Source organism: Ramlibacter ginsenosidimutans, assembly GCF_016654015.1.
Lineage (GTDB): Bacteria > Pseudomonadota > Gammaproteobacteria > Burkholderiales > Burkholderiaceae_C > Ramlibacter > Ramlibacter ginsenosidimutans.
The window spans coordinates 1-23,195 of sequence record NZ_JAEPWM010000014.1; the positions used below are offsets into that span (position 1 = coordinate 1).

General features: G+C 68.0%; 17 protein-coding genes and 2 pseudogenes. 7 read left to right on the plus strand and 12 right to left on the minus strand.

Features of this window, described 5'->3' with window-relative positions:
- Window positions 1-102 (plus strand): annotated as a pseudogene (locus JJB11_RS26235) (IS110 family transposase); the annotation flags it as partial.
- Between the two features lie 78 nt (window positions 103-180).
- Here the strand turns inward: JJB11_RS26235 and JJB11_RS23445 are convergent.
- Together JJB11_RS23445 and JJB11_RS23450 are read right to left on the minus strand one after the other, a co-directional pair.
- Window positions 181-423, minus strand: a complete 243-nt coding sequence (locus JJB11_RS23445) for a hypothetical protein (RefSeq protein ID WP_201177343.1) — start codon at window positions 421-423, stop codon at window positions 181-183.
- Window positions 424-882: 459 nt separating this feature from the next.
- A pseudogene (locus tag JJB11_RS23450) lies at window positions 883-1,902 on the minus strand (D-alanyl-D-alanine carboxypeptidase family protein); the annotation flags it as partial.
- A gap of 222 nt (window positions 1,903-2,124) precedes the next feature.
- Here JJB11_RS23450 and JJB11_RS23455 point away from each other — a divergent pair.
- Window positions 2,125-2,976, plus strand: coding sequence for an N-formylglutamate amidohydrolase (locus tag JJB11_RS23455; protein WP_201177347.1), 852 nt, complete (start codon window positions 2,125-2,127; stop codon window positions 2,974-2,976).
- Window positions 2,976-4,097, plus strand: coding sequence for an NAD(P)/FAD-dependent oxidoreductase (locus tag JJB11_RS23460; RefSeq protein WP_201177349.1), 1,122 nt, complete (start codon window positions 2,976-2,978; stop codon window positions 4,095-4,097). Before JJB11_RS23455 ends, JJB11_RS23460 begins: the two co-directional genes overlap by 1 nt.
- Here JJB11_RS23460 and JJB11_RS23465 read toward each other — a convergent pair.
- A complete protein-coding gene (locus tag JJB11_RS23465) occupies window positions 4,042-5,121 on the minus strand; it encodes a quinone-dependent dihydroorotate dehydrogenase (protein ID WP_201177351.1) in 1,080 nt (359 codons plus the stop codon). The two genes, JJB11_RS23460 and JJB11_RS23465, sit on opposite strands and share 56 nt — an antisense overlap.
- 41 nt (window positions 5,122-5,162) lie before the next feature.
- On the opposite strand from JJB11_RS23465, the gene rpiA reads away from it, so the two are divergent.
- Window positions 5,163-5,834 carry a ribose-5-phosphate isomerase RpiA gene (gene rpiA, locus JJB11_RS23470; RefSeq protein WP_201177353.1) on the plus strand — a complete coding sequence of 224 codons (672 nt, stop codon included), beginning with the start codon at window positions 5,163-5,165 and terminating at the stop codon, window positions 5,832-5,834.
- A 72-nt stretch (window positions 5,835-5,906) separates the two neighbouring features.
- On the opposite strand, the gene JJB11_RS23475 is transcribed toward rpiA, so the two are convergent.
- From JJB11_RS23475 to JJB11_RS23515, 9 genes are all read right to left on the minus strand, one after another.
- Window positions 5,907-6,563, minus strand: a complete 657-nt coding sequence (locus JJB11_RS23475; RefSeq protein ID WP_201177355.1) for a glutaredoxin family protein — start codon at window positions 6,561-6,563, stop codon at window positions 5,907-5,909.
- A gap of 33 nt (window positions 6,564-6,596) precedes the next feature.
- On the minus strand, window positions 6,597-8,618 hold the full coding sequence (locus tag JJB11_RS23480; RefSeq protein ID WP_201177357.1) for a M3 family metallopeptidase: 2,022 nt from the start codon (window positions 8,616-8,618) through the stop codon (window positions 6,597-6,599).
- Window positions 8,619-8,691: 73 nt separating this feature from the next.
- Window positions 8,692-9,390: an ATP-binding cassette domain-containing protein gene (locus JJB11_RS23485; protein ID WP_201965067.1), complete on the minus strand. Its 699-nt coding sequence runs from the start codon at window positions 9,388-9,390 to the stop codon at window positions 8,692-8,694.
- A 46-nt stretch (window positions 9,391-9,436) separates the two neighbouring features.
- Entirely contained in the window at window positions 9,437-11,287 is a 1,851-nt protein-coding gene (locus JJB11_RS23490) for a branched-chain amino acid ABC transporter ATP-binding protein/permease (RefSeq protein ID WP_201177360.1), read from the minus strand.
- Window positions 11,288-11,301: 14 nt separating this feature from the next.
- Entirely contained in the window at window positions 11,302-12,177 is an 876-nt protein-coding gene (locus tag JJB11_RS23495) for a branched-chain amino acid ABC transporter permease (RefSeq protein WP_201177361.1), read from the minus strand.
- Between the two features lie 31 nt (window positions 12,178-12,208).
- Entirely contained in the window at window positions 12,209-13,552 is a 1,344-nt protein-coding gene (locus tag JJB11_RS23500; RefSeq protein WP_201177363.1) for a substrate-binding protein, read from the minus strand.
- Window positions 13,553-13,702: 150 nt separating this feature from the next.
- The gene (locus tag JJB11_RS23505) at window positions 13,703-14,554 is read right to left on the minus strand and encodes a bifunctional methylenetetrahydrofolate dehydrogenase/methenyltetrahydrofolate cyclohydrolase (RefSeq protein ID WP_201177364.1); all 852 of its coding nucleotides are present in this window, start codon (window positions 14,552-14,554) and stop codon (window positions 13,703-13,705) included.
- Between the two features lie 146 nt (window positions 14,555-14,700).
- Window positions 14,701-15,327, minus strand: a complete 627-nt coding sequence (locus tag JJB11_RS23510; protein WP_201177366.1) for a response regulator transcription factor — start codon at window positions 15,325-15,327, stop codon at window positions 14,701-14,703.
- Window positions 15,328-15,385: 58 nt separating this feature from the next.
- The gene (locus JJB11_RS23515) at window positions 15,386-17,923 is read right to left on the minus strand and encodes a PAS domain-containing sensor histidine kinase (protein ID WP_201177367.1); all 2,538 of its coding nucleotides are present in this window, start codon (window positions 17,921-17,923) and stop codon (window positions 15,386-15,388) included.
- 179 nt (window positions 17,924-18,102) lie between these two features.
- Between JJB11_RS23515 and aceE the strand changes: the two genes are divergently transcribed.
- From aceE to JJB11_RS23530, 3 genes are read left to right on the plus strand one after another with little or no spacing between them, the layout of a single operon-like run.
- Window positions 18,103-20,808, plus strand: coding sequence for a pyruvate dehydrogenase (acetyl-transferring), homodimeric type (aceE, locus tag JJB11_RS23520; protein WP_201177369.1), 2,706 nt, complete (start codon window positions 18,103-18,105; stop codon window positions 20,806-20,808).
- Between the two features lie 51 nt (window positions 20,809-20,859).
- Entirely contained in the window at window positions 20,860-22,533 is a 1,674-nt protein-coding gene (aceF, locus tag JJB11_RS23525) for a dihydrolipoyllysine-residue acetyltransferase (protein WP_201177370.1), read from the plus strand.
- A 14-nt stretch (window positions 22,534-22,547) separates the two neighbouring features.
- On the plus strand, window positions 22,548-23,138 hold the full coding sequence (locus tag JJB11_RS23530; protein WP_201177372.1) for an Ntn hydrolase family protein: 591 nt from the start codon (window positions 22,548-22,550) through the stop codon (window positions 23,136-23,138).
- Window positions 23,139-23,195 lie beyond the last annotated feature (57 nt).

The following is a 23,195-nucleotide window of genomic DNA, read 5'->3' on the forward strand; positions in this document are numbered from 1 at the left end:
AAGAAGCTCGTTCTCGGAGCTCTGATGCGCAAGCTGGTGGCGATCGCCTACGGAGTGTTGAAATCCGGACTTCCATTCAATCCGGCACTCCACTCCGCTTGACGGAGAACACAGTATCTACGATTTCCGCCTCAACCGCCGCAACGCTGTAGGCGCCTGAGCCTGCAGCGGGAACATGTCTCAGCTGCGCCGCAGCGGCGCCGGAACGGTCGATTCGCCGCCGGCGCCCCCTGCCGTCTCGGCTACGAGTCCGAGCTGGAACAGGTGCTGGAGGTCTTCCGCCGTCACGCCCGAGCCCTGCAGCAGTTCGGTGAGGGTGCGCCTGCCGTCGATGACGATCAGCGCGGCGCGCTGGCGCAGCGTCAGCGGCACCGAGCGGTCCTTGAGCACCTGCTGGCCGGCCGGCGTCTTCACTGGAATCATGCGTTTCTCCCGCGGCGCCTGCCTCCTTGGGGTGCGCTCGCGAGGGCAGTTTCCTGCCGGGGACGGCGTCCCGTGAATCAGGGCTGTCCCTTTAAGGGAAATGCTTCAGCTCTTCGGTTCCGCGTGGGCCGCGGCGAACGACTGATGCACCCGGCCGGCCTTGCCGCCCTCCTTGTGCTTCGGGCCGGCTTCGTTCGTGTCCGCGACCTTGGTGTGCGGCTCGCCTGGCTCGGCCCGCTCCTTCTTCGCCGCTGCTGCCGCGTGCCCGGGTTCCTTCTTCGCCACGGTGGGCTTGGGCGCGGACTCTTCGCTGTCGCGCTCGGTATCCTTCCGGTGCTCGCGCAGCTTCGCCTTGTGCATGCGGGCCGCCATCGCATGTCCCATCGCTGCAAGCCCGTGTGCGGGCTGCGCGGACCGGGACTGCGCATAGACGTCCGGCGCGCCCCATCGGACGAGCGCAAAGTGCCGCAGGCGCTCCGCGTCGCTCACCCGCGTTCCGTTGCTGCCGGAGTCAAGCAGGACCATGATGAGGTTGTGCCCCGCGACCCGCGTCGCGAGGGTGAGGCAGTGTCCCGCCTCGACGATGTAGCCGGTCTTCTGCAGGTCGATGTCCCAGCCGGCGCGCGTGTTGCGCACGAGCCGGTCCGAGTTGATGTACTGCAGGGTGCGTCCGCCGAGGCTGGCGACGTGCGAGGGCGTCGTGGAGAAGGTCCGCATCAGCGGGTTCTGGTTGGCCGCGCGCACCAGCAGCGCGAGGTCGCGCGCCGAGGACTGGTTCCTGTTCGACAGGCCCGTGGGATCGACGTACGTCGTGTCCTTCATGCCGAGCTGCTTCGCCTTCGCGTTCATGGCCTCGACCATCTTGGCCAGCCCGCCCGGGTAATTGCGGCCGAGTGCGTGCGCCGCGCGGTTCTCGCTGGACATCAGGGCCAGGTGCAGGGCTTCCTCGCGCGTGAGCGTGGTGCCGGGGCGCAGGCGCGAGCGGCTGTGGCGCAGCGTGTCCACGTCGTCCGAGGTGATGGTGAGCACCTCGTCCATCGGCTGCTTCGCTTCGAGCACCAGCATCGTGGTCATGAGCTTCGTCAGGGAGGCGATGGGCAGCACGGCCTGATCGTTCTTGTGCAGCAGGACCTCGCCACTGTCGGCATCCAGCAGCAGGGCGGCGCTCGCGCTCAGGCGCAGGGGGTCGGGCGTGCGGTTGAGGCCCTGGGCGCGCGCGAACGACTCGGTCGGTCCCGTCGCGGTTGCGTGCTCCGGCTCGTTCTCCTCCGGGGGCACCTGCTCGGCACCCGGAGGCACGGGCGGCAGGGGCGGTTCCGCAGTGGACGCCGACGCGGCAGTGGCTGCCGCCACCGCGGCCTGGCTCGTGGCACTGTCCTCGTCGCGGTGCCAGTAGGCCATCGGCAGCAGCGAGCCGGCGGCGACGAGCGCAGCCACGAGAAGCACGAGGCGGGGATTTCTGTTCTTGTTGGCGGCCATGGTCGGGTCCTTCGCCGCAAATGTACCCAGCGCAGCCGGGACCAACCGGGCCATCCGGACGAAGCTGGTGTAGGCGCCGGGCGATGCTGCACGCGGGCAGGCTTTCACAATCCCCGGACGGACGCTGTCGCGGCAATGCTTTCGTTCTCACCTGCGAACGCCGCCGCCCCTTGCACCAGCGCGGGACGGGGGCGCACGCCCGGCCTCGGCGACAATCGCTGCATGTCATCGCTGATCCGATACCTCCCGGGCAGCGCCCCCCTGGTGCTCGATTCGCCGCACAGCGGCGTGGACTATCCCGAAGACTTCCGCTCCTGCTGCGATCCTGCCGTCCTGCGCAAGGCGGAGGACACGCACGTGGAGAAGCTGTACGACTTCGCGCCGGGCCTGGGCGTGGCCTGGATCGAGGCGCTGTTCCCACGCAGCTATCTCGACGCCAACCGCAACACCACGGAGCTCGACGTCCAACTGCTCGCCGACGCCTGGGACGAGCCGGTCGAAACCGATCCCGCGCAGCTGAGCAAGATCCGGCTGGGCAAGGGCCTGGTCTGGCGCTGCACCGATGACGGCGAGCCCCTCTACGACCGCAAGCTCAGTGCCGCCGAAGTCCGCGCCCGGATCGAGCGCTGCTGGCGTCCCTACCACGCGGCCGTGGCCGACGCCATCGCCAAGGCGCACGCGCGTCACGGCTACAGCATCCACCTGAATTGCCATTCGATGCCGGCCGTGGCCGCGCAGAACGCGACCGAGTTTCCGGGCCTGGTGCATGCAGACTTCGTGATCGGCGACCGTGACGGGAGCACCGCGGCCCCGGCACTGTCACGCTGGGTGTGCGAGCTGCTGCGCGGCTTCGGCTACAGCGTCGAGTACAACCATCCCTACAAGGGCGTGGAGCTCGTGCGCCGCTACGGCGACCCTGCGCACGACCGCCACAGCATCCAGGTGGAAGTCAACCGCAAGCTCTACATGGACGAGGACAGCCTGGCCGTCCACGCAGGCTTCGAGCAGCTGCGGGGGCACCTGCAGCAGATGGTGCAGCGGCTGCTGGCCGTGGACCCGCGGACGCTCGCCTGATGGACCGGATCGATGCGGTGGTGGTCGGCGCCGGCGCCGTGGGCTTGGCCGTGGGCCGGGCCCTGGCGCAAGCCGGGCGCGAGACGCTGGTCGTGGAGGCGCAGGACGGCATCGGCCAGGGCGTGAGCTCGCGCAACAGCGAGGTGATCCACGCCGGCCTGTACTACGCGCCCGGTTCGCTCAAGGCGCGCCTGTGCGTGCGCGGCAAGGAGCTGCTGTATGCGCTGTGCGCTTCGCACGGCGTGGAGCACCGGCGCTGCGGCAAGCTCACGGTCGCCAACGACGAGGCGGAGGTGCGCGCCTTGCGCGCGCTGCAGGACCGCGCCGGCGCCAATGGCGTGGAGGCGCATTTCCTGGACGCCGCGCAGGCGCACTCGCTCGAGCCGGCGCTGCGCTGCATCGCGGCCCTGCATTCCCCCTCCACCGGCATCGTGGACAGCCACGGCTTCATGCTGGCGCTGCAGGGGGACCTGGAACGCGCCGGCGGCATGGTGGCGTTCGGCACGCAGGCGACGGGCGCGCGCCTGGCGCGGCGCGCTGGCGAGCCGCACGTGCTGCACTTCGCCGACGGCACCGAGCTGGCCTGCGACCTGGTCGTGAACTCCGCATCGCTGCACGCATGCGCGCTCGCGCGGCAGTTCGACGGGCTCGATGCGCGCTACGTGCCGCGCGAGTGGTTTGCCAAGGGCAACTACTACGCCCTGAGCGGGCGGGTGCCCTTCACGCACCTGATCTATCCCGCGCCCGCCGATGCGCACCTGGGAACGCACCTCACGCTCGACCTGGGCGGCCAGGCGAAGTTCGGCCCCGACATCGAATGGCTGGACGTTCGCACGCCCGAGGAGATCGACTACCGCGTCGATCCGGCGCGGGCCGACGGCTTCTATGCCGAAGTGCGGCGCTACTGGCCCGGGCTGCCGGACGGCGCCTTGGCCCCCAGCTACAGCGGCGTGCGGCCCAAGATCCACGGCCCGCACGAGAAGGCGCCGGACTTCCGCATCGACGGACCGGGCCTGCACGGCGTGACTGGACTGCTGAACCTGTTCGGCATCGAGTCGCCCGGACTCACGAGCGCGCTGGCGATCGCGGAGCTGGCGCGCGGGCTGCTGCTTCCTGCCTGAAGGCGCGGGCGATCTCGTTGACGAGCGCCGGCCCGCGGTAGATGAGGCCCGTGTAGATCTGGACGACGTCGGCGCCGGCGTGCAGCTTGGACAGCGCATCCTGCGCGCTCAGCACGCCGCCCACGCCGATGATGGGATAGCCCGCACCCAGCGCCGCGCGCAGCTGCGCGATCACCCGGTTGCTCGCCGCGAGCACCGGCGAGCCGCTCAGGCCGCCGGCTTCCTCGGCATGCGGCAGTCCCTTCACGAGCTCGCGCGAAATGGTGGTGTTGGTGGCGATGACGCCGTCCATGCCGTGGCGGCGCAGGGTGGCGGCGATCACCTCCACCTGGGCCTCGTCGAGGTCGGGCGCGATCTTCACGAAGATGGGAACGCGCCGCCCGTGCTGTGCGGCCAGCTCGGCGCGCCGCGCCGCGATGGCGGAGAGCAGGGCGTCGAGCGCCTCGTCCGACTGCAGCGCGCGCAGGTTCTTCGTGTTCGGGCTGGAGATGTTCACCGTCACGTAGTCCGCGTGCGGGTACACGCCGGCCAGGCAGGCCAGGTAGTCGTCCGTCGCGTGTTCGATGGGAGTGGCCGCGTTCTTGCCGATGTTCAGGCCCAGCAGCCGCCCCTGCTGGCGAAAGCGTGAGCGCTGCACGTTGGCGATGAACGCGTCCAGCCCCTCGTTGTTGAAGCCCAGCCGGTTGATGAGGGCATGCGCCTGCGGCAGCCGGAACATGCGCGGCCGCGGGTTGCCCGGCTGCGCGCGCGGCGTCACGGTGCCCACCTCGACGAAGCCGAAACCCATTGCGCCCAGCGCGTCGATGCAGCGTGCGTTCTTGTCCAGGCCGGCGGCCAGCCCCACGCGATTGGGGAAGCGCAGCCCGGCGAGCTCCACGGGGTCGGGCACGAAGCCGTTGCAGTAGGCCCACTGCAGAGGGGTCCCCTGCACGCGCGCGAGCGAGCCCAGCGTCAGTTCGTGGGCGGTTTCAGGGTCCAGGCCGAAGAGGAAGGGACGGGCGAGGGCGTAGGGCAGGAGGGACATCCGATAATTCCGGCTTTGCAGATCGAACCGGGGATTGTCGCGTGACGCAGGATGAACTCAAGACGCTGGTGGGCCGCGCGGCCCTGGACTATGTGGTGGCCGGCGAAATCGTCGGCGTGGGCACGGGCTCGACGGTGAACAAGTTCATCGAGGCGCTCGCCGCGATGAAGGACCGCATCCCGGGTGCGGTCTCGAGCTCGGTGGCCTCCACCGAACGGCTGCAGGCCCTGGGCATCCGCGTGTTCGACGCCAACGAGGTCGGCGAGCTGGCCGTGTACATCGACGGCGCCGACGAGATCGACGGCCGCGGCTACATGGTCAAGGGCGGCGGGGCCGCCTTGACGCGCGAGAAGATCGTGGCGGCCCAGTCGCGGCGCTTCGTGTGCATCGCCGACGAGTCCAAGCGCGTCGACGTGCTCGGGCGCTTTCCGCTGCCGGTGGAAGTGATCCCCATGGCGACGCAGCGCATCGTGCGCCAGTTCCGCGCGCTGGGCGGCACGGCCACCGTGCGCCTGAAGGATGGCAAGCCGCTGGTGACCGACAACGGCCAGCACATCCTCGACGTGACCGGCCTCGCCATCCGCGAACCGCTCGCCTTCGAAAGCGAAGTGAACCAGTGGCCGGGGGTGGTCACCGTGGGTGTGTTCGCGCACCAGAAGGCCAGCGTGTGCCTGCTCGGCACCGCCAGCGGCGTGCAGACGATCGCGTATTAGGCTTGGGCGGATCGCTGGGGTTCGCTTTCGCTCACCACCAGCCTACGGATCCTGCGAGCCGCCGCAGCGGCCTCAGAAGCGGATGCCCGCCGGGTTGGTGGGACCGGGTTCGTCTGCCGCGGCAGCGGGGGCCGCGGGCTGGCCGCCAGGCTGCTGTGCGGTCGCCGTGCGCGCCGGAACGGGCGCGGCCTTCACCGCCACGAGCGGCGCCGGATCGGGATTGCGGTAGCCGGCCGGCAGCTGCGAGGTCTTGGGATAACCGGCGGCATCCAGGTACTGCGACCACTCCTGCTCCGAGTAGCCGGGCACGTGCTGTCCGCCGATGGTCAGGAAGGGCACGTTGCCCGCGCCGGAGAGCCGCTGCAGGGCGGCGTAGTCTTCGCGCGTCAGCACGGTGTACTCGGTGTACGGGATGCCGCGCTGGCGCAGGTAGGCACGCCCGGAAGCGCAGGGGTCGCAGTCCTTCGCCGTGTACAGCGCGACGGGGTACTGGCCGGTGACGCGGCGCAGTTCGAGGGGCAGCGTGCCCGTGCCGGAGCCGGACGAAGGACCGGAGCGCAGCGCCAGCGCCTGGGCCGGCGCCGCCTTCGCGTCCGGCGGCGGCCGGTCCGAGAAGGTTACCTTGCCGTCCGGGCCGACGATGCGATAGACCTGGGCATGCGCGCAGGCGCCCCAGAGCGCCGCGCTCGCGAGAAACGCGGCCAGGGCCGCGCAACGGACAGTTGACATCTCCATCCCCCAATCTGGTTTGGGGGGATTGTCTCAGGCCATTCCCTGGTGGCGCAACAAGGCATCGAGCGTCGGCTCGCGCCCGCGGAAGGCCTTGAAGGACTCCATCGCGGGGCGGCTGCCGCCTGCTTCCAGGATTGCCTGCCGGTATTTGCGGCCGGTCTGGACGCTGGGCATGCCGTCGTCGCCCGCCGTCTCCTCGAAGGCGGCGTACGCGTCGGCGCTGAGGACTTCGGCCCACTTGTAGCTGTAGTAGCCGGCCGCATAGCCGCCCGCGAAGATGTGGCTGAAGGTGTGCGCCATCCGGTTGAAGGAAGGCGGCTGCAGCACCGACACTTCGGAGCGGACCTGTTGCAAAAGAGGCATGAAATCCGCCGCCGGATCGTGTTCTGAATGCAACAGCATGTCGAACAGGGCGAATTCGATCTGCCGCAGCGTGGCCAGACCGCTCTGGAAATTGCGGCCCGCCACCATCTTGTCGAACAGTTCTCGCGGCAGCGGCTCGCCCGTTTCCACGTGCGCGGTCATGTGCTTCAGCACGCCCCATTCCCAGCAGAAGTTTTCCATGAACTGGCTGGGAAGCTCCACCGCGTCCCACTCGACGCCGCTGATGCCGGAGACGTCGCGCTCGTTCACGCGCGTGAGCATGTGGTGCAGCCCGTGGCCCGACTCGTGGAACAGCGTGATCACGTCATCGTGCGTGAGCAGGGGGGGCTTGCCGTCGACGCCATCGGCGAAGTTGCACACCAGGTGCGCGATCGGCGTCTGCAGCTGGCCCGTGTCGGGGCGCAGCCAGCGGGCCCGCACGTCGTCCATCCAGGCGCCACCGCGCTTGCCGGTCCGCGCAGCCGGGTCGAGGTAGAACTGGCCTACCAGCTCGCCGCCGCGCTCGATGCGATAGAACTCCACGCCGGGATTCCACACCGGCGCGTAGTCCTTGCGGATCGCCACCTCAAACAGCGACTCGACGATCTTGAAGAGGCCGGCGAGCACCTTGGGCGCGGTGAAATACTGCTTGACCTCCTGCTCGCTGAAGCTGTAGCGCTCCTCCTTCAGCTTCTCGGCGACATACGACCAGTCCCAGGCCTGCGGATCCTCGAGCCCCAGCTTCTCCGCGGCGAAGCGGCGCATGTCCTCGACGTCCTTCAGCGCATAAGGGCGCGCCCGGTTGGCGAGGTCGCGCAGGAACTGCTTCACCTGCGCGGGCGAATCGGCCATCTTGGGCACGACGGAGACTTCGGCGAAGTTCTCGTAGCCCAGGAGCTTCGCTTCCTCCTGGCGCAGCGCCAGGATTTCGCGCACCAGCGGGGTGTTGTCGAACCGGGGATCGCCCTGGTCGCTGGCCCGCGTGACATACGCGCGGTAGAGGCGCTCACGCAGCCCGCGGTTGCGGCCGAACTGCATCACCGGCAGGTAGCTGGGCATCTTCAGCGTGAGCTTGTAGCCCGGCTTGCCCTCGGCTTCCGCGGCGGCACGCGCGGCCTGCACCACGTCCGGCGGGACGCCATCGAGTTCTTCCTCGGAAGCGTAGTAGCTGAACGCGTCGGTGGCATCCAGTGCGTTCTCGCTGAACTTCTGGCTCAGTTCGGCCTGCCGTTCCTGGATCGCGGCGAAGCGGTCCTTCGCGGCGCCGGTGAGCTCCGCGCCCGAGAGCACGAAATTGCGCAGCGCGTTCTTCAGCGCCTGTCGCTGCTCCGGGGTGAGCTTGGACGGGTCGACGGCCTTGTACTTGGCGTAGAGCTTCTCGTCGGCGCCCAGGCGCGTCCAGAACTCGGTCACGCGGGGCAGGGCCTCGTTGTAGGCGGCGCGCAGCTCGGGGGTGTCCGCCACCGCGTTCAGGTGGCCCACCATGCCCCAGGCCCGGCCCAGGCGCTCGGTGGCGACGTCCAGCACCTTGGCGATCGCGTTCCAGTCCGCAGGGAATTCCGGCGCCGTCACGGTGGCCAGCGCCCGGTCGGCTTCGCCCAGCAGTTCGTCCACCGCCGGCGCGACGTGTTCCGGCCGCACCTGGTCCCACAGGGGCAGGTCGTTGAAATCGAGAAGGGGATTGCTCATGGTCCCCATTTTGCGGCAGGCACGGGCTCTTCAATCCCGCGGGCCATTGGCAATGGCAATCAGCGCGATCCGCTCAGACGCCCAGGTAGCGGTGCAGGACGTCCGGATTGGCGCGCAGCTCGCCCGCCGTGCCCTCGTGGGCCAGGTGGCCGTTGTTGATGATGTACACGCGCTGGGCCAGCTGCAGGGTGGCGGCCAGGTTCTGCTCCACCAGCACGATGGTCTGGCCCGCGTCCGCCAGCGTGCGGCAGGCCTTCATCAGGTCCTGGACGATCACGGGCGCGAGCCCTTCGAAAGGCTCGTCCAGCAGCACGATCTTGGGCGAGCGCATCAGCGCGCGGCCGATGGCAAGCATCTGCTGCTCGCCGCCGGACAGGTCGGTGCCGCGGCTGTTGCGCCGCTCCTTCAGGCGCGGGAACATCTCCCAGACGCGCGCGAGCGGCCAGCGCTCCGGCGCGGTGAGGCCCGCGATCACCAGGTTTTCCTCCACGCTGAGGCTGCCGAAGATGCGCCTTTCCTCGTGCACCAGCTGCATGCCGGCGCGCGCGATCGCATGGCTCTTGCGGCCCGCGAGCTGCACGCCATCGAGCAGCACCGAGCCCGAGCGAGGCGTGACGACGCCCATCAGGCTCTTCAGCGTCGTGCTCTTGCCGGCGCCGTTGCGCCCGAGCAGCGCGACCACCTCGTTCTTCTCGACGCGCAGGCCGATGTCGAACAGGATGTGCGAGTCCCCGTAGTAGCTGTTGAGGCCGCTGACTTCCAACAGGCTCACGGCAGCGTCCTCCGAAGTGCGCCTGGTGCGACGGCTGCGCGCGAGCTCATGCTGCCAGCGCCTCGTGCACGCCGCCCAGGTAGGCCTCCTGGACCTGCGCATTGCCCTTGATCTCCTCGGGCGTGCCTTCCACCAGCAGCCGGCCTTCCTGCAGCACCGTGATGCGTTCGGCCAGCTCGAACAAGGCGTCCATGTCGTGGTCGATGATCACCAGCGTGCGGCCGCGCGCGATCGACTTCAGCAAGGCGACGGTCTCCACGCGTTCCGCCGGGCTCATCCCGGCCAGCGGTTCGTCCAGCAGCAGCAGCGTCGGCGAGGACGCAAGCGCCAGGCCGATCTCCAGCCGGCGCTTCTCGCCATAGGCGAGCTGCGAGACCGGCGCGTCGGCGCGCTGCGTCAGGTGGACGAGTTCCAGCGTGTGCTCCACCTGCTCGCGCAGTCCACGGACGTGGTCCAGGCCGCGCAGCAGGTCCAGCTTGAACTTGCCCCGCAGCTCCGCGAGGGCGGCAACCGTGATGTTCTGGCGGACCGTGAGCCGGTTGAACAGCTGGTTGACCTGGTAGCTCTTGGTCAGGCCCAGCTGGCACACGTCGGTCACCCGCAGCCCGGTGATGTCGCGTCCCTCGAAGACGATCCGGCCCGCCGTGGGCGCGATCTCGCAGGTGAGCATCTTGAAGAACGTCGACTTGCCGGCGCCGTTCGGCCCGATGATGCCGCGCAGCTCGCCGGCACGCACCGTGAAGTCGATCCCCTCGTTGGCCACCACGCCGCCGAAGCGCTTGGTCAGGCCGGTCGCCTGCAGGATCGGGCCGGTGTAGTCCTTGTTAGCGTGGTGCGCCGCCCGCAGGGGGGTGAGTCGCGCCGGGGCCGGCGTAGCAGCAGGCGAGGGCACTGCGACGGGCGCCGGCTCTTCGGACGGGTGCCGGTCGCGCGACATGCGCTCCCACAGGTCGCGCAGGCCGCCGATGATGCCCTGGCGCAGGAAGCACACGAGCAGCACGAACACGATGCCGAGCACCAGCTTCCACGCGGCGCCCAGTCCCAGCGTCGCCTGCAGGAAGTCCTGCAGGAACAGCCAGACGGCCGCGCCCACCAGCGGCCCCACGAGGGTGCCGCGGCCGCCGATGACGGTCTGCATGATCAGCTGGCCCGAGGTGTCGAACATGAAGGCGTCGGGCGGCATGAAGGCCTGGAGGACACCCAGTAGCCCACCGGCGATGCCCGCGTAGGCAGCGGCGATGACGAAGGCCGTGCGCTTGTACGCCAGCACGTCATGGCCGACGGCTTCGGCGCGCAACGGGTTCTCCCGGATCGCCATCAGCACCGCGCCCACCGGCGAGCGGACGATGCGCAGCGCGATCACCAGCCCCAGGAAATAGCAGAACGCGAGGAAGGGATAGAGCGACCAGCCGGACGTGAAGTGCAGCGTCGTGAACCCCAGGTTCAGCACCGGCGTGGGCACGCCGGGCAGGCCGTTCTCTCCGCCGGTCCAATCCGACAGCGGGTTGAATTCGACGAAGAAGAAGATCTCCGCGATGGCCACCGTGATCATCGCGAAGTAGATGCCGGTGCGCCGCAGCGACATCAGGCCGATCAGGTAGCCGACCACCGCGGCCGCCACCATGCCGATGACCAGCGCGAGGATCACGCTGGGGAAGCCGGCGCGTGTCAGCAGGTAGGCCGCCACGAAGCCGCCGGTGCCGTAGAAGGCCGACTGCCCGAAGGAGAGCAGTCCCGTGTAGCCGAACAGGATGTCGAAGCCCAGCCCGAACAGGCCCCACACCAGCACGCGGTTCACGGTGTTGGGTGCGGCCCCGAGCAGCGGCAGCACGAACGGCGCGGCGATCAGGCAGACCGCGGCGACGGCTTCGAGCAGCCAGGAAGCTCGCCGGCTCATGCGCACCGGCCGGATCATTCGCGCCCCCGCGTACCCAGCAGCCCGTGCGGGCGCACCAGCAGCACCAGGGTCATGGCGGCAAACAGCATCACGTAGGCATAGCCGGGGTTCACCATGGAGGTGAGGCTGATGATCTCGCCGGCGATCAGGCCGCCGAGGATGGCGCCGGGAAACGAGCCCACCCCGCCGATCACCACGACGACGAACGTCTGCACGAGGATGGTCTCGCCTACCTCGGGGGTGAGCGACACCACGGGTGCGTTCACGATCCCGGCGAAACCGGCCGCCATGGAGCCGATGCCGAAGACGACCATGAAGACGCGGTAGACGTTGATGCCCAGCGAATCGACCATCACGGCGTCATCGATGCCCGCGCGGACGATCAGTCCCAGTCGCGTGCGGTACAGGACGATGTAGAGCGCGAGCAGGGCGACCGCGACGATGCCCACCACGCCGAGACGGTAGGTCGGATAGAACATCACGCCGAGATTGGTGATGCCCGAGAGCAGCGTCGGCGGCGTGACCGTCTTCGACAGGCTGGAGAAGACCAGGCGCACCAGCTCCACGAAGCAGATCGCCAGGCCGAAGGTCACGAGCAGCTGGTCTTCGCCCGGCCGCTGGTAGAAGTGCCGGATGATCACCCGCTCCATCAGCACGCCCAGCAAGCCCACGAAGAGCGTCCCGGCGAGCAGCGCGACGACGAACGAGCCGCTCGCCTGCCACGCCGCGTAGCCCGCGTAGCCGCCCACCATGAACATCGCGCCGTGCGCCAGGTTCAGCACGCCCAGCGTGCCGTAGATGATGGTGAGCCCGGACGCGATCAGCGCCAGCAGGGCGCCGAGCGCGAGTCCGTTGAACAGCTGCGAGAGGAAGTTCGACCAGGTGATCATGCAGCAAACGCCGGGTCGCCCCAGGCCGAGGTCAGGTGTAGGACCCCAGGTTGCAGCCGAACGCATCCGGCTTCTGCATCAGCCCCGCACCGGGAACGACTTCCACCACTTCCCAGTAGTCTTCCTTGTTGCGCATCTCGCTGGGCTTCTTGCCGCGCACGATGACGACGGGGCGGATCAGCTGGTGATCCTGCGCCCGCCAGCTCACCTCGCCGACGAAGGAGTTCAGCTTGCGCGGCGACTCGTACGACTTGATCACGTCCGGCGGGTAGAAGGTGCCGGCGTGCTCCACCGCCTCGGCCCACAGCGCGAACTCCATGTACGCGTTCTCCGCGCCCCACTCGGGCTTGTAGCCGAACTTCTTCTCGAAGGTGTCGACGAACTGCTTGGCCAGCGGGTACTTGTCTTCCATCGTCCACCAGAAGTCCGTCGCGGCGTAGACGCCCTCGGTGACCTCGGGCCCGACTTCCTTGGCGAGGAAGGGCACCTGGTAGGGCACGACCAGCTTCATCTTGGGCAGCAGCCCGAACTGCTTGGCCTGCTGGATCGACAGCACCGCGTCGTGGCCCCAGTTCACGTTCACCAGGATCTCGGCGCCCGAGTTCGCGATGTTGGTGAGGTAGGAGCTGAAATCGGGCGCACCCAGCGGTGACACCTGGTTGGTCACCATCTTCCAGCCGCCGTGCTCGGTGAGGTAGTCGTTGACCGACTTGGTGACCGTGTGGCCGTAGGTGTAGTCGGGCGTCATGAACGCCGCCTTGCGGTTCTTGCCGTAGGCCTTGATCAGGGCCGGGCCGATGGCGTTGGCCGCAGTCTCGCCGTAGAAGTTCTGGCGCACGCCGTAGCGCACGCAGTCCTTGCCCGTCGTGTCGTTGGAGCCGGAGATGCCGCAGACGAACAGCACCTTCTCGCGCTGCGCCAGCTTGTTCAGCGCGACCGCCACCGCACTGGAGGTGCCGCCCGTGATCATGATCGCCTTGTTCTCCGTGATGAAGCGCTGCTGCGCCTGCACCGCGTCGTTCGGCTTGGCCGCAGAATCGGCCACGCCGTATTTCAGCTGCTTGCCGAGCACGCCCTTGGTGGTCTTGGGCGAGATGGCCTTGATGAGCGGGTGTCCTTCGTTGATGTGCTCGATCGCGAGCTGGTAGCCCTTGAGCTCGTCCTCGCCCTGTACTGCGTAAGTTCCCGTGCGCGGCACCGAGATGCCGATGAACACCGAGTCGCCGGAGGCGCCGGCCGGCCAAGTGCCGATGGGTGGCTGGTCGGCGGCGTGGGCCGGCAGCACCAGCCCAGGCAGCGTGAGGCCGCCCGCGGCCCCGAGGCCTGCGCGCAACACGGTGCGACGGTTGAGGGAGGAACGCGGAACATCGGTCATCGGGTCTCCTTGTTGTCGAGCGAGGGCTTCTGTCGCACCATTAGCTTTGAACAAAGTGTATCGACGCGCGATAGAGAGGTTCATCCGCACAAGCCCTAAGGGATGCGCGACGGCCGCGCTGCGTGGCGCGACGGCAGGAGCGTCCGGGCGCTAGCCCGCGGCGCGCTCGGCCGCCTCGATGGTGTTGACGAGCAGCATGGCGCGCGTCATGGGACCGACGCCGCCAGGGACTGGCGTGATCCAGCCCGCGACTTCCTTCACGCCCGCGAAGTCGACGTCGCCGCAGAGCTTGCCCTCGTCGTTGCGGTTCATGCCCACGTCGATCACCACCGCCCCGGGCTTCACCATGCCGGCGGTCAGCACGTCACGCCGGCCGACGGCCGCCACGACGACATCGGCCTGGCGCGTGAATTCAGCGAGATTCGTGGTGCGCGAGTGGCAGATCGTGACCGTCGCATCGCGGCCCAGCAGCATCATGGCCATCGGCTTGCCGACGATGTTGCTGCGCCCGATCACTACGGCGTGCTTGCCCTTGAGGTCGTAGCCGATGGAGTCCAGCATCTTCAGGCAGCCGTACGGCGTGCAGGGCCAGAAGCCCGGCTGGCCAACCAACAGCGCGCCGGCGCTCGCCACGTGGAAGCCGTCGACGTCCTTGGCGGGCGAGATCGCCTCGATCACCTTGTGGGTGTCCATGTGCTTCGGCAGGGGCAACTGCACGAGGATGCCGTGGACCGACGCATCGGCGTTGAGTGCGCGTACGCGCGCCAGCAGGTCCGCTTCCGCCATCGTCGCCGGGTAGCGCTCGAGCGTGGCCTTCAGCCCCGTCTGCTCGCTGTCCGCGACCTTGTGCTTCACGTAGACCTGGCTGGCCGGATCCTCGCCGACCAGGATGATCGCGAGGTGCGGCTGGATTCCTCTGGCCTTCAGGGCAGCGGTGCGGCCGGCGACTTCTTCGCGCACCTTCTTGGCGAGCGCATTGCCGTCGATGATTTGGGCGGTCATGGGGAACGGAATACGGACTTCCGGACGCAGAGGACGCAGAACAAATGCAAAGGACGCAAAACGAAAACCCTCGAAATCCTTTCAGGGATTCCTTCTGCGTCTTCTGCGTATCCTTTGCGTCCTCTGCGTCCGGATGTTGGGTTTTTTCAGGCCTTCGGCGGCGTCTGGCCCAGCGCGATCTTCAGCAGGTCGGCGACCGTGTTGGCGTTGAGCTTTTCCATGATGTTGGCGCGGTGCGCTTCCACCGTCTTGATGCTGATGCCCAGGTCGTCGGCGATCTGCTTGTTCAGGCGGCCGGCGACGATGCGTTCCAGCACCTGCGCTTCGCGCGAGGTGAGCTTCGACAGCAGCGCGTCGCGGCTGGCCGCGCTCTGGTATTCGGCGAAGGTGTCCTTGGCGCGTTCGAGCATGCGCTCGACCAGGCTCACCAGCTCCTCTTCCTTGAAGGGCTTCTGGATGAAATCCATCGCGCCCTTCTTCATCGTGTTCACGGCCATGGGCACGTCGCCGTGGCCGGTGATGAAGACGACCGGCAGCGGCGACTTGCGTTCGACCAGGCGGTCCTGCAGTTCCAGCCCGGTCATGCCGGCCATGCGGATGTCGACGATCAGGCAGGCGACTTCGCGCGGGTCGTAGCGGGAGAGGAAGGACTCGGCGGAGTCGAAGCAGCGGACCCGATAGTCCTTGCCTTCGAGCAGCCACTGCAGCGAGTCGCGCACGGCCTCGTCGTCGTCGACCACATACACCGTGCCCTTTTTCGGGATCAGAGACATCAGGAAAACCTCCGCACTGCGCGCTTCGCTTCTGTTCGCCCGGGGGCGGCCTGGCGCCTCATGCCGTGGTCACTCCCGTGTTCTTGCCGACGATCGGATGGCTTGCGCCCGAGACCGGGATCCAGAAGGAGAACCGGCAGCCGGCGACTTCCGCACCATTGTAGATGTTCTCCGCCTGCATCCTTCCCTGGTGCGACTCCACGATCGAGCGGCACAGGTTCAGGCCGATCCCCATGCCTTCGGGCTTGGTGGAGAAGAACGCTTCGTAGAGCCGGTCCATCACTTCGGGCGCGAGACCCTGTCCCGAGTCCGTCACGGCGAACTCCACCACGGGCTGCCCGTGCTCCTGCTTCGGCACCACGCGCAGTTCCACGCTGCGCCGGCCCGGTGAGCGGCCCGCGTGTTCGACCGCCTCCGCCGCGTTGCGCAGCAGGTTGACCAGCACCTGCTCGATCAGGATCGGGTCCACCATGAGCTGCGGCAGCCGCGCGGCGACGTAGTGCGAGAGCCGCACGTTGCGCCGGCGCAGCTCGATCTCGCCGAGCTCCAGCGCCTCGCTCACGATCAGGCTCACGTCCGAGGGGGCGCGGTTCGGCTCGCTGCGCTTCACGAAGCTGCGGATGCGCTGGATGATCTGGCCGGCGCGCTGCGCCTGCCGCGCGGTCTTGTCCAGCGCCGCCAGCATGTCCTCCTCCGTGATCTGCTTGCTCTTGATGCGCGAGACCAGGCCATGGCAGTAGTTGTTGATGGCCGTGAGCGGCTGGTTCAGTTCGTGCGCGACGCTCGAGGCCATCTCGCCCATCGTGATCAGCCGGCTCGCGGACTGCGCGCGCTCCGCCTGGGCCGCCGCCTGTTCCTCCGCCACGCGCCGCGACGTGATGTCCGTGGCAATCACCATCTGCGCCAGCCGCCCGTCCACCCAGTTCAGGTAGCGCGAGCGCACCTCCAGCCATTTATCGAGCTCTGGGACGTAGATCTCCGCGTTCTCCGAAGTCGCCGAGGTGAGCGAGTTGGTGGGCAGGCCCACGAAGACATCGACATCGTCGAGCGGTTCGTTGGACGGGCTCGGTGTGTCGGACATGCCCGCTTGCGCGACCATCTGCAGGTGGCCCGCCGCACGCCCGCCGTACCACAGCCGGTACAGCTTGTTGGCGAACAGCAGTTCCTCGCTGCCCAGGGGCGCGACCGAGACGGACGCATCGAGTGCCTCGAGCACGGTGGTGAAGCGTTCATGCGAGGCCTGCAGCTGCTCGCGGATGCGCGTCGGCTCGGTGATGTCCGTCATCGACGTCATCCAGCCGGTCTGGTGTCCGCGCGCATCCACCAGCGGCGACACGTACAGGCGCGCGTCGAACAGGCTGCCGTCCTTGCGCTTGACGCGCACCTGGAAGCCGCCCTGGATCGTGCGGCCATTGAGTTCGTCGTCCAGGCGCGCCGCCAGCAGTTCGCGGTCCTCGTCGGGCCAGTAGGGGAAGGGCGGCGTGCGGCCCACGAGCTCCGCTTCGCTCCAGCCTGTCATCTGGCAGAAGGCGGCGTTCACGTAGGTGATGCGCCCGTGCATGTCCAGCGCGCGCATGCCCGTGAGCATCGAGTTCTCCATCGCGCGGCGGAAATTGGTTTCGGCCATGAGCGCCTGCTGCACCTTCATGCGCCGGCGCGTGTGGCGCCAGTTCGCGATCAGCATCCACGCGGTCATCGCCGAGAGCGCGCCGACCAGCCAGAACAGGCCGCTGCCGATCACGCCGAGGCCGGTGCGATAGGCCTGCGCACGCACGACGAGACCGTTGCCCACGGGCGAGACCGGCACCTCGTACTCGTTGGGCTGCGCAGCCCAGGGCACGAACTGCGTCGCGGGATTGCGCGGAGGCACCGAGGTGCCCGCGAGCACCCGGCCCTTGCCATCGAGCAGGGCGACCGCGTACTTGGCCGAAATCTCCGCCGGGATGCCGTAGCGCAAGAGCCCGTCGATGGAGTATTCGCCGAGGATCACGCCGTCGAACTTGCCCTGGTCGGCGAGCGGCACGTGCAGCTGCAGCAGGCCCGAGCTGTCCGGCCCCGCGACGGGCTGCGAGTACACCGGCTGCTGCAGGTCGCGCGCGAGGCTGTACATCGCCTCGGTCTCCCCGGGCCGCAAGGTGTCGCCGCGCGTGCGCACCTGCGACGCGCTCAGGCTCGGGGCCGCGTACGACGCCAGCACGCGGCGATGCCCGTCGATCCACGTGAGCATCAGCAGCTCCGGGTACTGCGCGATCATCGACTCCGCGCGTCCCACGAACTCCTGCGGGTCCACCTCCTTGTTGGAGATGTCCCGGGCCATGCGCATCAACTGCTCCTGCCGCTCGAGCAGGCGCAGGCGCATGCGCTGCTGTCCGTACTCCACGTCGCGCTTGACCGCTTCCTGTTCGCGGTCCATTTCCTCCAGCCGCAGGTACGAGAAGGCGGACACGATCGCGGCCAGGAACAGCAAGACGGCCGCGAGCGGTGCGAGCATCGCGTAGCGGTCCTGGCGGGTGGGCGTCTGGCGGCGCCACCAGTGGCGCCACCAGTTCGGGATGGGACCTTCGGAAGGCAGTTCCGAAGCGGGAGAGTCATGCATGAGTGGCCATAGTTTAGGGGCGCGCCCCTGGTGAGACCAGGGCGCGAGCACAAGGTGCCCCTGAGTGAAACCGCATTATGAAATGGTCAAGCACCATTTGAAATGAGCTACCGTTTGTGCGACACTCGCCCGGGCACGGCCCGCCCGTACTAAATTCACGAACGCCCCAAGGAGACATCATGTCCGCACAGCCCGACCAACTGTTCGGTTCGGCAGCCAACGATCCCGACGCGCAAGAGACCCGTGAGTGGCTCGACGCGCTATCGGCGGTCATCGCGAGCGAGGGCCGCGATCGCGGGCACTTCCTGCTCGAACAGTTGCTGGAGCAGGCGCGGCAGGAAGGCATCGACATGCCGTTCTCCGCCACCACGGGTTACGTGAACACCATCGAGCCCGAGGACGAGGAGCGCTGCCCGGGCAACCTGGAGATGGAGGAGCGCCTGCGCGCCTACATGCGCTGGAACGCGATGGCCATGGTGGTGAAGGCCAACCGCCTGCACCCCGAGGACGGCGGCGACCTGGGCGGCCACATCAGCTCCTTCGCCTCGCTCGCCACCATGCTGGGTGCGGGCTTCAACCATTTCTGGCACGCAGAGAGCGCCGACCACGGCGGCGATTGCCTCTACATCCAGGGTCACAGTGCGCCCGGCATCTATGCGCGCGCCTTCCTCGAAGGCCGCATCAGCGAGGAGCAACTGCTGAACTTCCGCCAGGAAGTGGACGGCAAGGGCCTCTCCAGCTATCCGCACCCCAAGCTGATGCCGGAGTTCTGGCAGTTCCCCACGGTCTCCATGGGCCTGGGCCCGCTGATGGCGATCTACCAGGCGCGCTTCCTCAAGTACCTGCACGCCCGCGGCATCGCGGACACGTCGAAGCGCAAGGTCTGGGCCTTCCTGGGCGACGGCGAGATGGACGAGGTCGAATCGCTGGGCGCCATCGGCGTCGCCGCGCGCGAGAAGCTCGACAACCTCATCTTCGTCGTGAACTGCAACCTGCAGCGCCTCGACGGGCCGGTGCGCGGCAACGGCAAGATCATCCAGGAGCTCGAAGGCGAATTCCGCGGCGCCGGCTGGAACGTCATCAAGCTCATCTGGGGCAGCTACTGGGACCCGCTGCTCGCGCGCGACAAGGAAGGCATCCTGCGCAAGGTGATGATGGACGTGGTCGACGGCGACTACCAGGCCATGAAGGCGAACGACGGCGCCTTCGTGCGCAAGAACTTCTTCGGCCGCGACCCGCGCCTGCTGGAGATGGTCTCCAAGATGAGCGACGAGGACATCTGGCGCCTCAACCGCGGCGGCCACGATCCGCAGAAGGTGTATGCGGCGTTCCACCGCGCGGCGAACACCGTGGGGCAGCCCACCGTGCTGCTGGTGAAGACCGTCAAGGGCTTCGGCATGGGCAAGGCCGGGGAAGGCCGCAACATCGCGCACCAAGCGAAGAAGCTGGGCGACGACGACATCCTCACCTTCCGCGACCGCTTCAACATCCCGATCCCGGACGACCAGCTGAAGGATCTGCCGTTCTACAAGCCGGCCGACAACACGCCGGAGATGGAATACCTGCACGCGCGCCGCCAGGCGCTGGGCGGCTACCTGCCGCATCGCCGCGCCAAGGCCGACGAGCAGCTGCACGTGCCGGCGCTGGATGCCTTCAAGTCCGTGACCGACCCGACGGCCGAAGGCCGCGAGATCTCCACGACGCAGGCGTACGTGCGCTTCATCACGACGCTGCTGCGCGACAAGGAAGTCGGCCCGCGCGTGGTGCCCATCCTGGTCGACGAGGCCCGTACCTTCGGCATGGAAGGCCTGTTCCGGCAGATCGGCATCTACAACCACGAAGGGCAGAAGTACACGCCCCAGGACCGCGAGCAGGTCTCCTACTACAAGGAGAGCGAACAGGGCCAGATCCTGCAGGAAGGCATCAACGAGGCGGGTGGCATGGCCAGCTGGATCGCGGCGGCGACGTCGTACAGCACCAGCAACCGCATCATGATCCCGTTCTACATCTACTACTCGATGTTCGGGCTGCAGCGGGTGGGCGACCTGGTGTGGGCGGCGGGTGACATGCAGGCGCGCGGCTTCCTGCTGGGGGGCACGTCCGGGCGGACCACGCTCAACGGCGAAGGCCTGCAGCACGAGGACGGGCACAGCCAGGTGCTGGCGCAGACCATCCCGAACTGCCGCAGCTACGACCCGACCTTCGCGCACGAGGTGGCCGTCATCATGCAGGACGGCCTCAAGCGCATGGTGGAGCGGCAGGAGAACGTCTTCTACTACATCACCCTGCTGAACGAGAACTACCCCATGCCGGGCCTCATCGCCGGGACGGAGGAGCAGATCGTCAAGGGCATGTACCTGTGCAAGCCCGGCGCGGCCGGCAAGCTGCGCGTGCAGCTGCTGGGCAGCGGCACCATCCTGCGCGAGTCGCTGGCCGCCCAGGAGCTGCTGGCGAAGGACTGGGGCGTGCACGCGGACGTCTGGAGCTGCCCGAGCTTCAACGAGCTGGCGCGCGACGGCCTGGACTGCGAGCGCCACAACCTGCTGCACCCGACGGCGGCGCCGCGCGTGCCCTTCGTCACGCAGCAGCTGGAGAAGCATGCCGGTCCGGTGGTGGCGTCCACCGACTACATCAAGCAGTTCGTCGACCAGATCCGCGCCTTCATCCCGAAGGGCCGCGCGTACAAGGTGCTCGGCACCGACGGGTTCGGGCGCAGCGACTTCCGCAGCAAGCTGCGCGAGCATTTCGAAGTCAACCGCCACTACATTACCGTCGCGGCGCTGAAGGCGCTGGCCGAGGACGGCGCGCTGCCGGTGGCAAAGGTCGCCGAGGCCATCCACCGCTACGGCATCAAGGCCGACAAGATCAATCCCCTGTACGCCTGACGGCTCCCCAAAACGAGAAGGCCCGCGTTCGGGCCACGGAGAACAAGAAACATGGCTCTGGTCGAAGTGAAGGTTCCCGACATCGGGGACTTCAAGGAAGTGGCCGTCATCGAACTGCTGGTGAAGCCCGGCGACACCATCCAGGCGGAGCAGTCGCTCGTCACCGTCGAATCGGACAAGGCATCGATGGAGATTCCTTCTTCCACCGCAGGGGTGGTGAAGGAGCTCAAGGTGAAGCTCGGCGACAAGGTGGCCGAAGGCTCGGTGATCGCGCTGGTGGAAGCGGCGGGCGCAGCTTCCGCTCCCGCTCCGGCGCAGGGCAAGGGGGCGGCGGCGAGAGCCGCTCCTGCGGCCGCTGTCGCCTCGGCGCCCGCACCCCAACCCTCCACGGGAGGGGGCGCGAGCCGGTCGATCGACGTGCGCGTTCCCGACATCGGCGACTTCAAGGACGTTGCCGTGATCGAGGTCCTGGTGAAGCCCGGTGACGCGATCAAGCAGGAGCAGTCCTTGATCACCGTCGAGTCCGACAAGGCCTCGATGGAGATTCCCTCGTCCGCGGCCGGCACGCTGAAGGAGCTCAAGGTCAAGGTGGGCGACAAGGTCAACATCGGTGACCTGATTGCGGTGGTCGAAGGGCAGGGTGCCGCGGCCGCTGCGAGCCCCTCGCCGCAGAAGGAAGAGCAAGCCGCAGCACCGGCCCAGGCTGCCACTCCCGCCCAGGCTGCTACGCCGTCCGCGGACCGCGCGCCGCCGACCGCGGCGCTGCCTCCGCACGAACCCACCACGCCCACCGGCAGCCTGCCGCATGCCTCGCCCTCCGTGCGCAAGTTCGCGCGCGAGCTCGGCGTTCCGCTGGAGGAAGTGAAGGGCACGGGGCCCAAGGGCCGCATCACGCAGGAAGACGTCCAGGCGTTCACCAAGCAGGTGATGGCTGGCGACACCCGCACGAAGGCGGCGGCCGCGAAGGCGCCGGCGGCGGGCGGCGGCGAGGCCCTGGGCCTGCTGCCCTGGCCCAAGGTCGACTTCGCGAAGTTCGGCCCCATCGAGCGCAAGGAGCGCGCGCGCATCCGCAAGATCAGCGCGGCCAACCTGCATCGCAACTGGGTGATGATTCCGCACGTCACGAACCACGACGACGCGGACATCACCGAACTCGAGGCCTTCCGCGTCGCGACCAACAAGGAAAACGAGAAGTCCGGCATCAAGGTGACCATGCTCGGCTTCCTCATCAAGGCCTGCGTCGCGGCGCTGAAGAAATTCCCCGAGTTCAACAGCTCGCTCGACGGCGACGACCTGGTCTACAAGAACTACTGGCACATCGGCTTCGCGGCGGACACGCCCAACGGCCTCGTCGTGCCGGTGATCAAGGACGCGGACAAGAAAGGCGTGCTGCAGATCAGCCAGGAAATGGCCGAGCTCGCCAAGAAGGCGCGCGACGGCAAGCTCGGCCCTGCCGACATGTCGGGCGCCACTTTCACAATTTCGTCACTCGGCGGTATCGGCGGCCGTTACTTCACGCCGATCATCAACGCGCCGGAAGTCGCTATCCTTGGCGTTTGCCGCAGCCAGACCGAGCCGGTCTGGGACGGCAAGCAGTTCCAGCCGAGGCTGATGCTGCCGCTGTCGCTGTCGTGGGATCACCGGGTGATCGACGGCGCAGCCGCCGCGCGCTTCAACGCTTACCTGGGGCAGATCCTGGCGGACTTCCGCCGCGTGCTTCTCTAACAAAAACAAGTTCGATGACAACTGTTGTGGTGGTGAAGAAAGCCGGGCAGATCGCGATTGCGGCCGACACCCTGGTGACCTTCGGTGACACCCGCCTCGCGCACCGTTACGAGGACAACACCAAGATCTTCAAGGTCGACACCGACGAGGGCCCGAGCTACATCGGCATGGCCGGCACGGTGGCCCACTTCCCGGTGCTGCGCAAGGCCATGGGCTCCATGCCCCGGGAGATCCTGAAGCTCTCGGGCAAGGACGAGGTCTTCGACACCTTCACGAAGCTGCATCCTTACCTGAAGGACAACTTCTTCCTCCAGACGAAGGAAGAGGACAGCGATCCGTACGAGTCCAGCCAGTTCAGCGTGGTGATCGCCAACGCGAGCGGCATCTTCGGGCTCTACAGCTACCGCGAAGTCTTCGAGTTCAAGGAGTTCTGGGGCATCGGCTCCGGGCGCAGCTTCGCGCTGGGTGCGATGCACGCGGCCTACGGCCGCGCGAAGACCGCGAAGGAAGTCGCGGAGGCCGGCATCGCCGCGGGTTGCGAGTTCGACCGCAACTCCGAACTGCCGTGCGACATCTTCACCCTGAAGCAAAAAGAGCCCAAATGAATTTGTGGCCCCTCGCGGCGCGGGATGCGCCGCTGGCCCCGGAGGGGGCCTGCCGTC

Coding starts and splice junctions, on each gene's coding strand:
- JJB11_RS23445 (WP_201177343.1), bottom strand. CDS start 423: ATGATTCCAGTGAAGACGCCGGCCGGCCAGCAGGTGCTCAAGGACCGC.
- JJB11_RS23455 (WP_201177347.1), top strand. CDS start 2,125: ATGTCATCGCTGATCCGATACCTCCCGGGCAGCGCCCCCCTGGTGCTC.
- JJB11_RS23460 (WP_201177349.1), top strand. CDS start 2,976: ATGGACCGGATCGATGCGGTGGTGGTCGGCGCCGGCGCCGTGGGCTTG.
- JJB11_RS23465 (WP_201177351.1), bottom strand. CDS start 5,121: ATGTCCCTCCTGCCCTACGCCCTCGCCCGTCCCTTCCTCTTCGGCCTG.
- JJB11_RS23475 (WP_201177355.1), bottom strand. CDS start 6,563: ATGTCAACTGTCCGTTGCGCGGCCCTGGCCGCGTTTCTCGCGAGCGCG.
- JJB11_RS23480 (WP_201177357.1), bottom strand. CDS start 8,618: ATGAGCAATCCCCTTCTCGATTTCAACGACCTGCCCCTGTGGGACCAG.
- JJB11_RS23490 (WP_201177360.1), bottom strand. CDS start 11,287: ATGAGCCGGCGAGCTTCCTGGCTGCTCGAAGCCGTCGCCGCGGTCTGC.
- JJB11_RS23495 (WP_201177361.1), bottom strand. CDS start 12,177: ATGATCACCTGGTCGAACTTCCTCTCGCAGCTGTTCAACGGACTCGCG.
- JJB11_RS23500 (WP_201177363.1), bottom strand. CDS start 13,552: ATGACCGATGTTCCGCGTTCCTCCCTCAACCGTCGCACCGTGTTGCGC.
- JJB11_RS23505 (WP_201177364.1), bottom strand. CDS start 14,554: ATGACCGCCCAAATCATCGACGGCAATGCGCTCGCCAAGAAGGTGCGC.
- JJB11_RS23510 (WP_201177366.1), bottom strand. CDS start 15,327: ATGTCTCTGATCCCGAAAAAGGGCACGGTGTATGTGGTCGACGACGAC.
- JJB11_RS23515 (WP_201177367.1), bottom strand. CDS start 17,923: ATGCATGACTCTCCCGCTTCGGAACTGCCTTCCGAAGGTCCCATCCCG.
- aceE (WP_201177369.1), top strand. CDS start 18,103: ATGTCCGCACAGCCCGACCAACTGTTCGGTTCGGCAGCCAACGATCCC.
- aceF (WP_201177370.1), top strand. CDS start 20,860: ATGGCTCTGGTCGAAGTGAAGGTTCCCGACATCGGGGACTTCAAGGAA.
- JJB11_RS23530 (WP_201177372.1), top strand. CDS start 22,548: ATGACAACTGTTGTGGTGGTGAAGAAAGCCGGGCAGATCGCGATTGCG.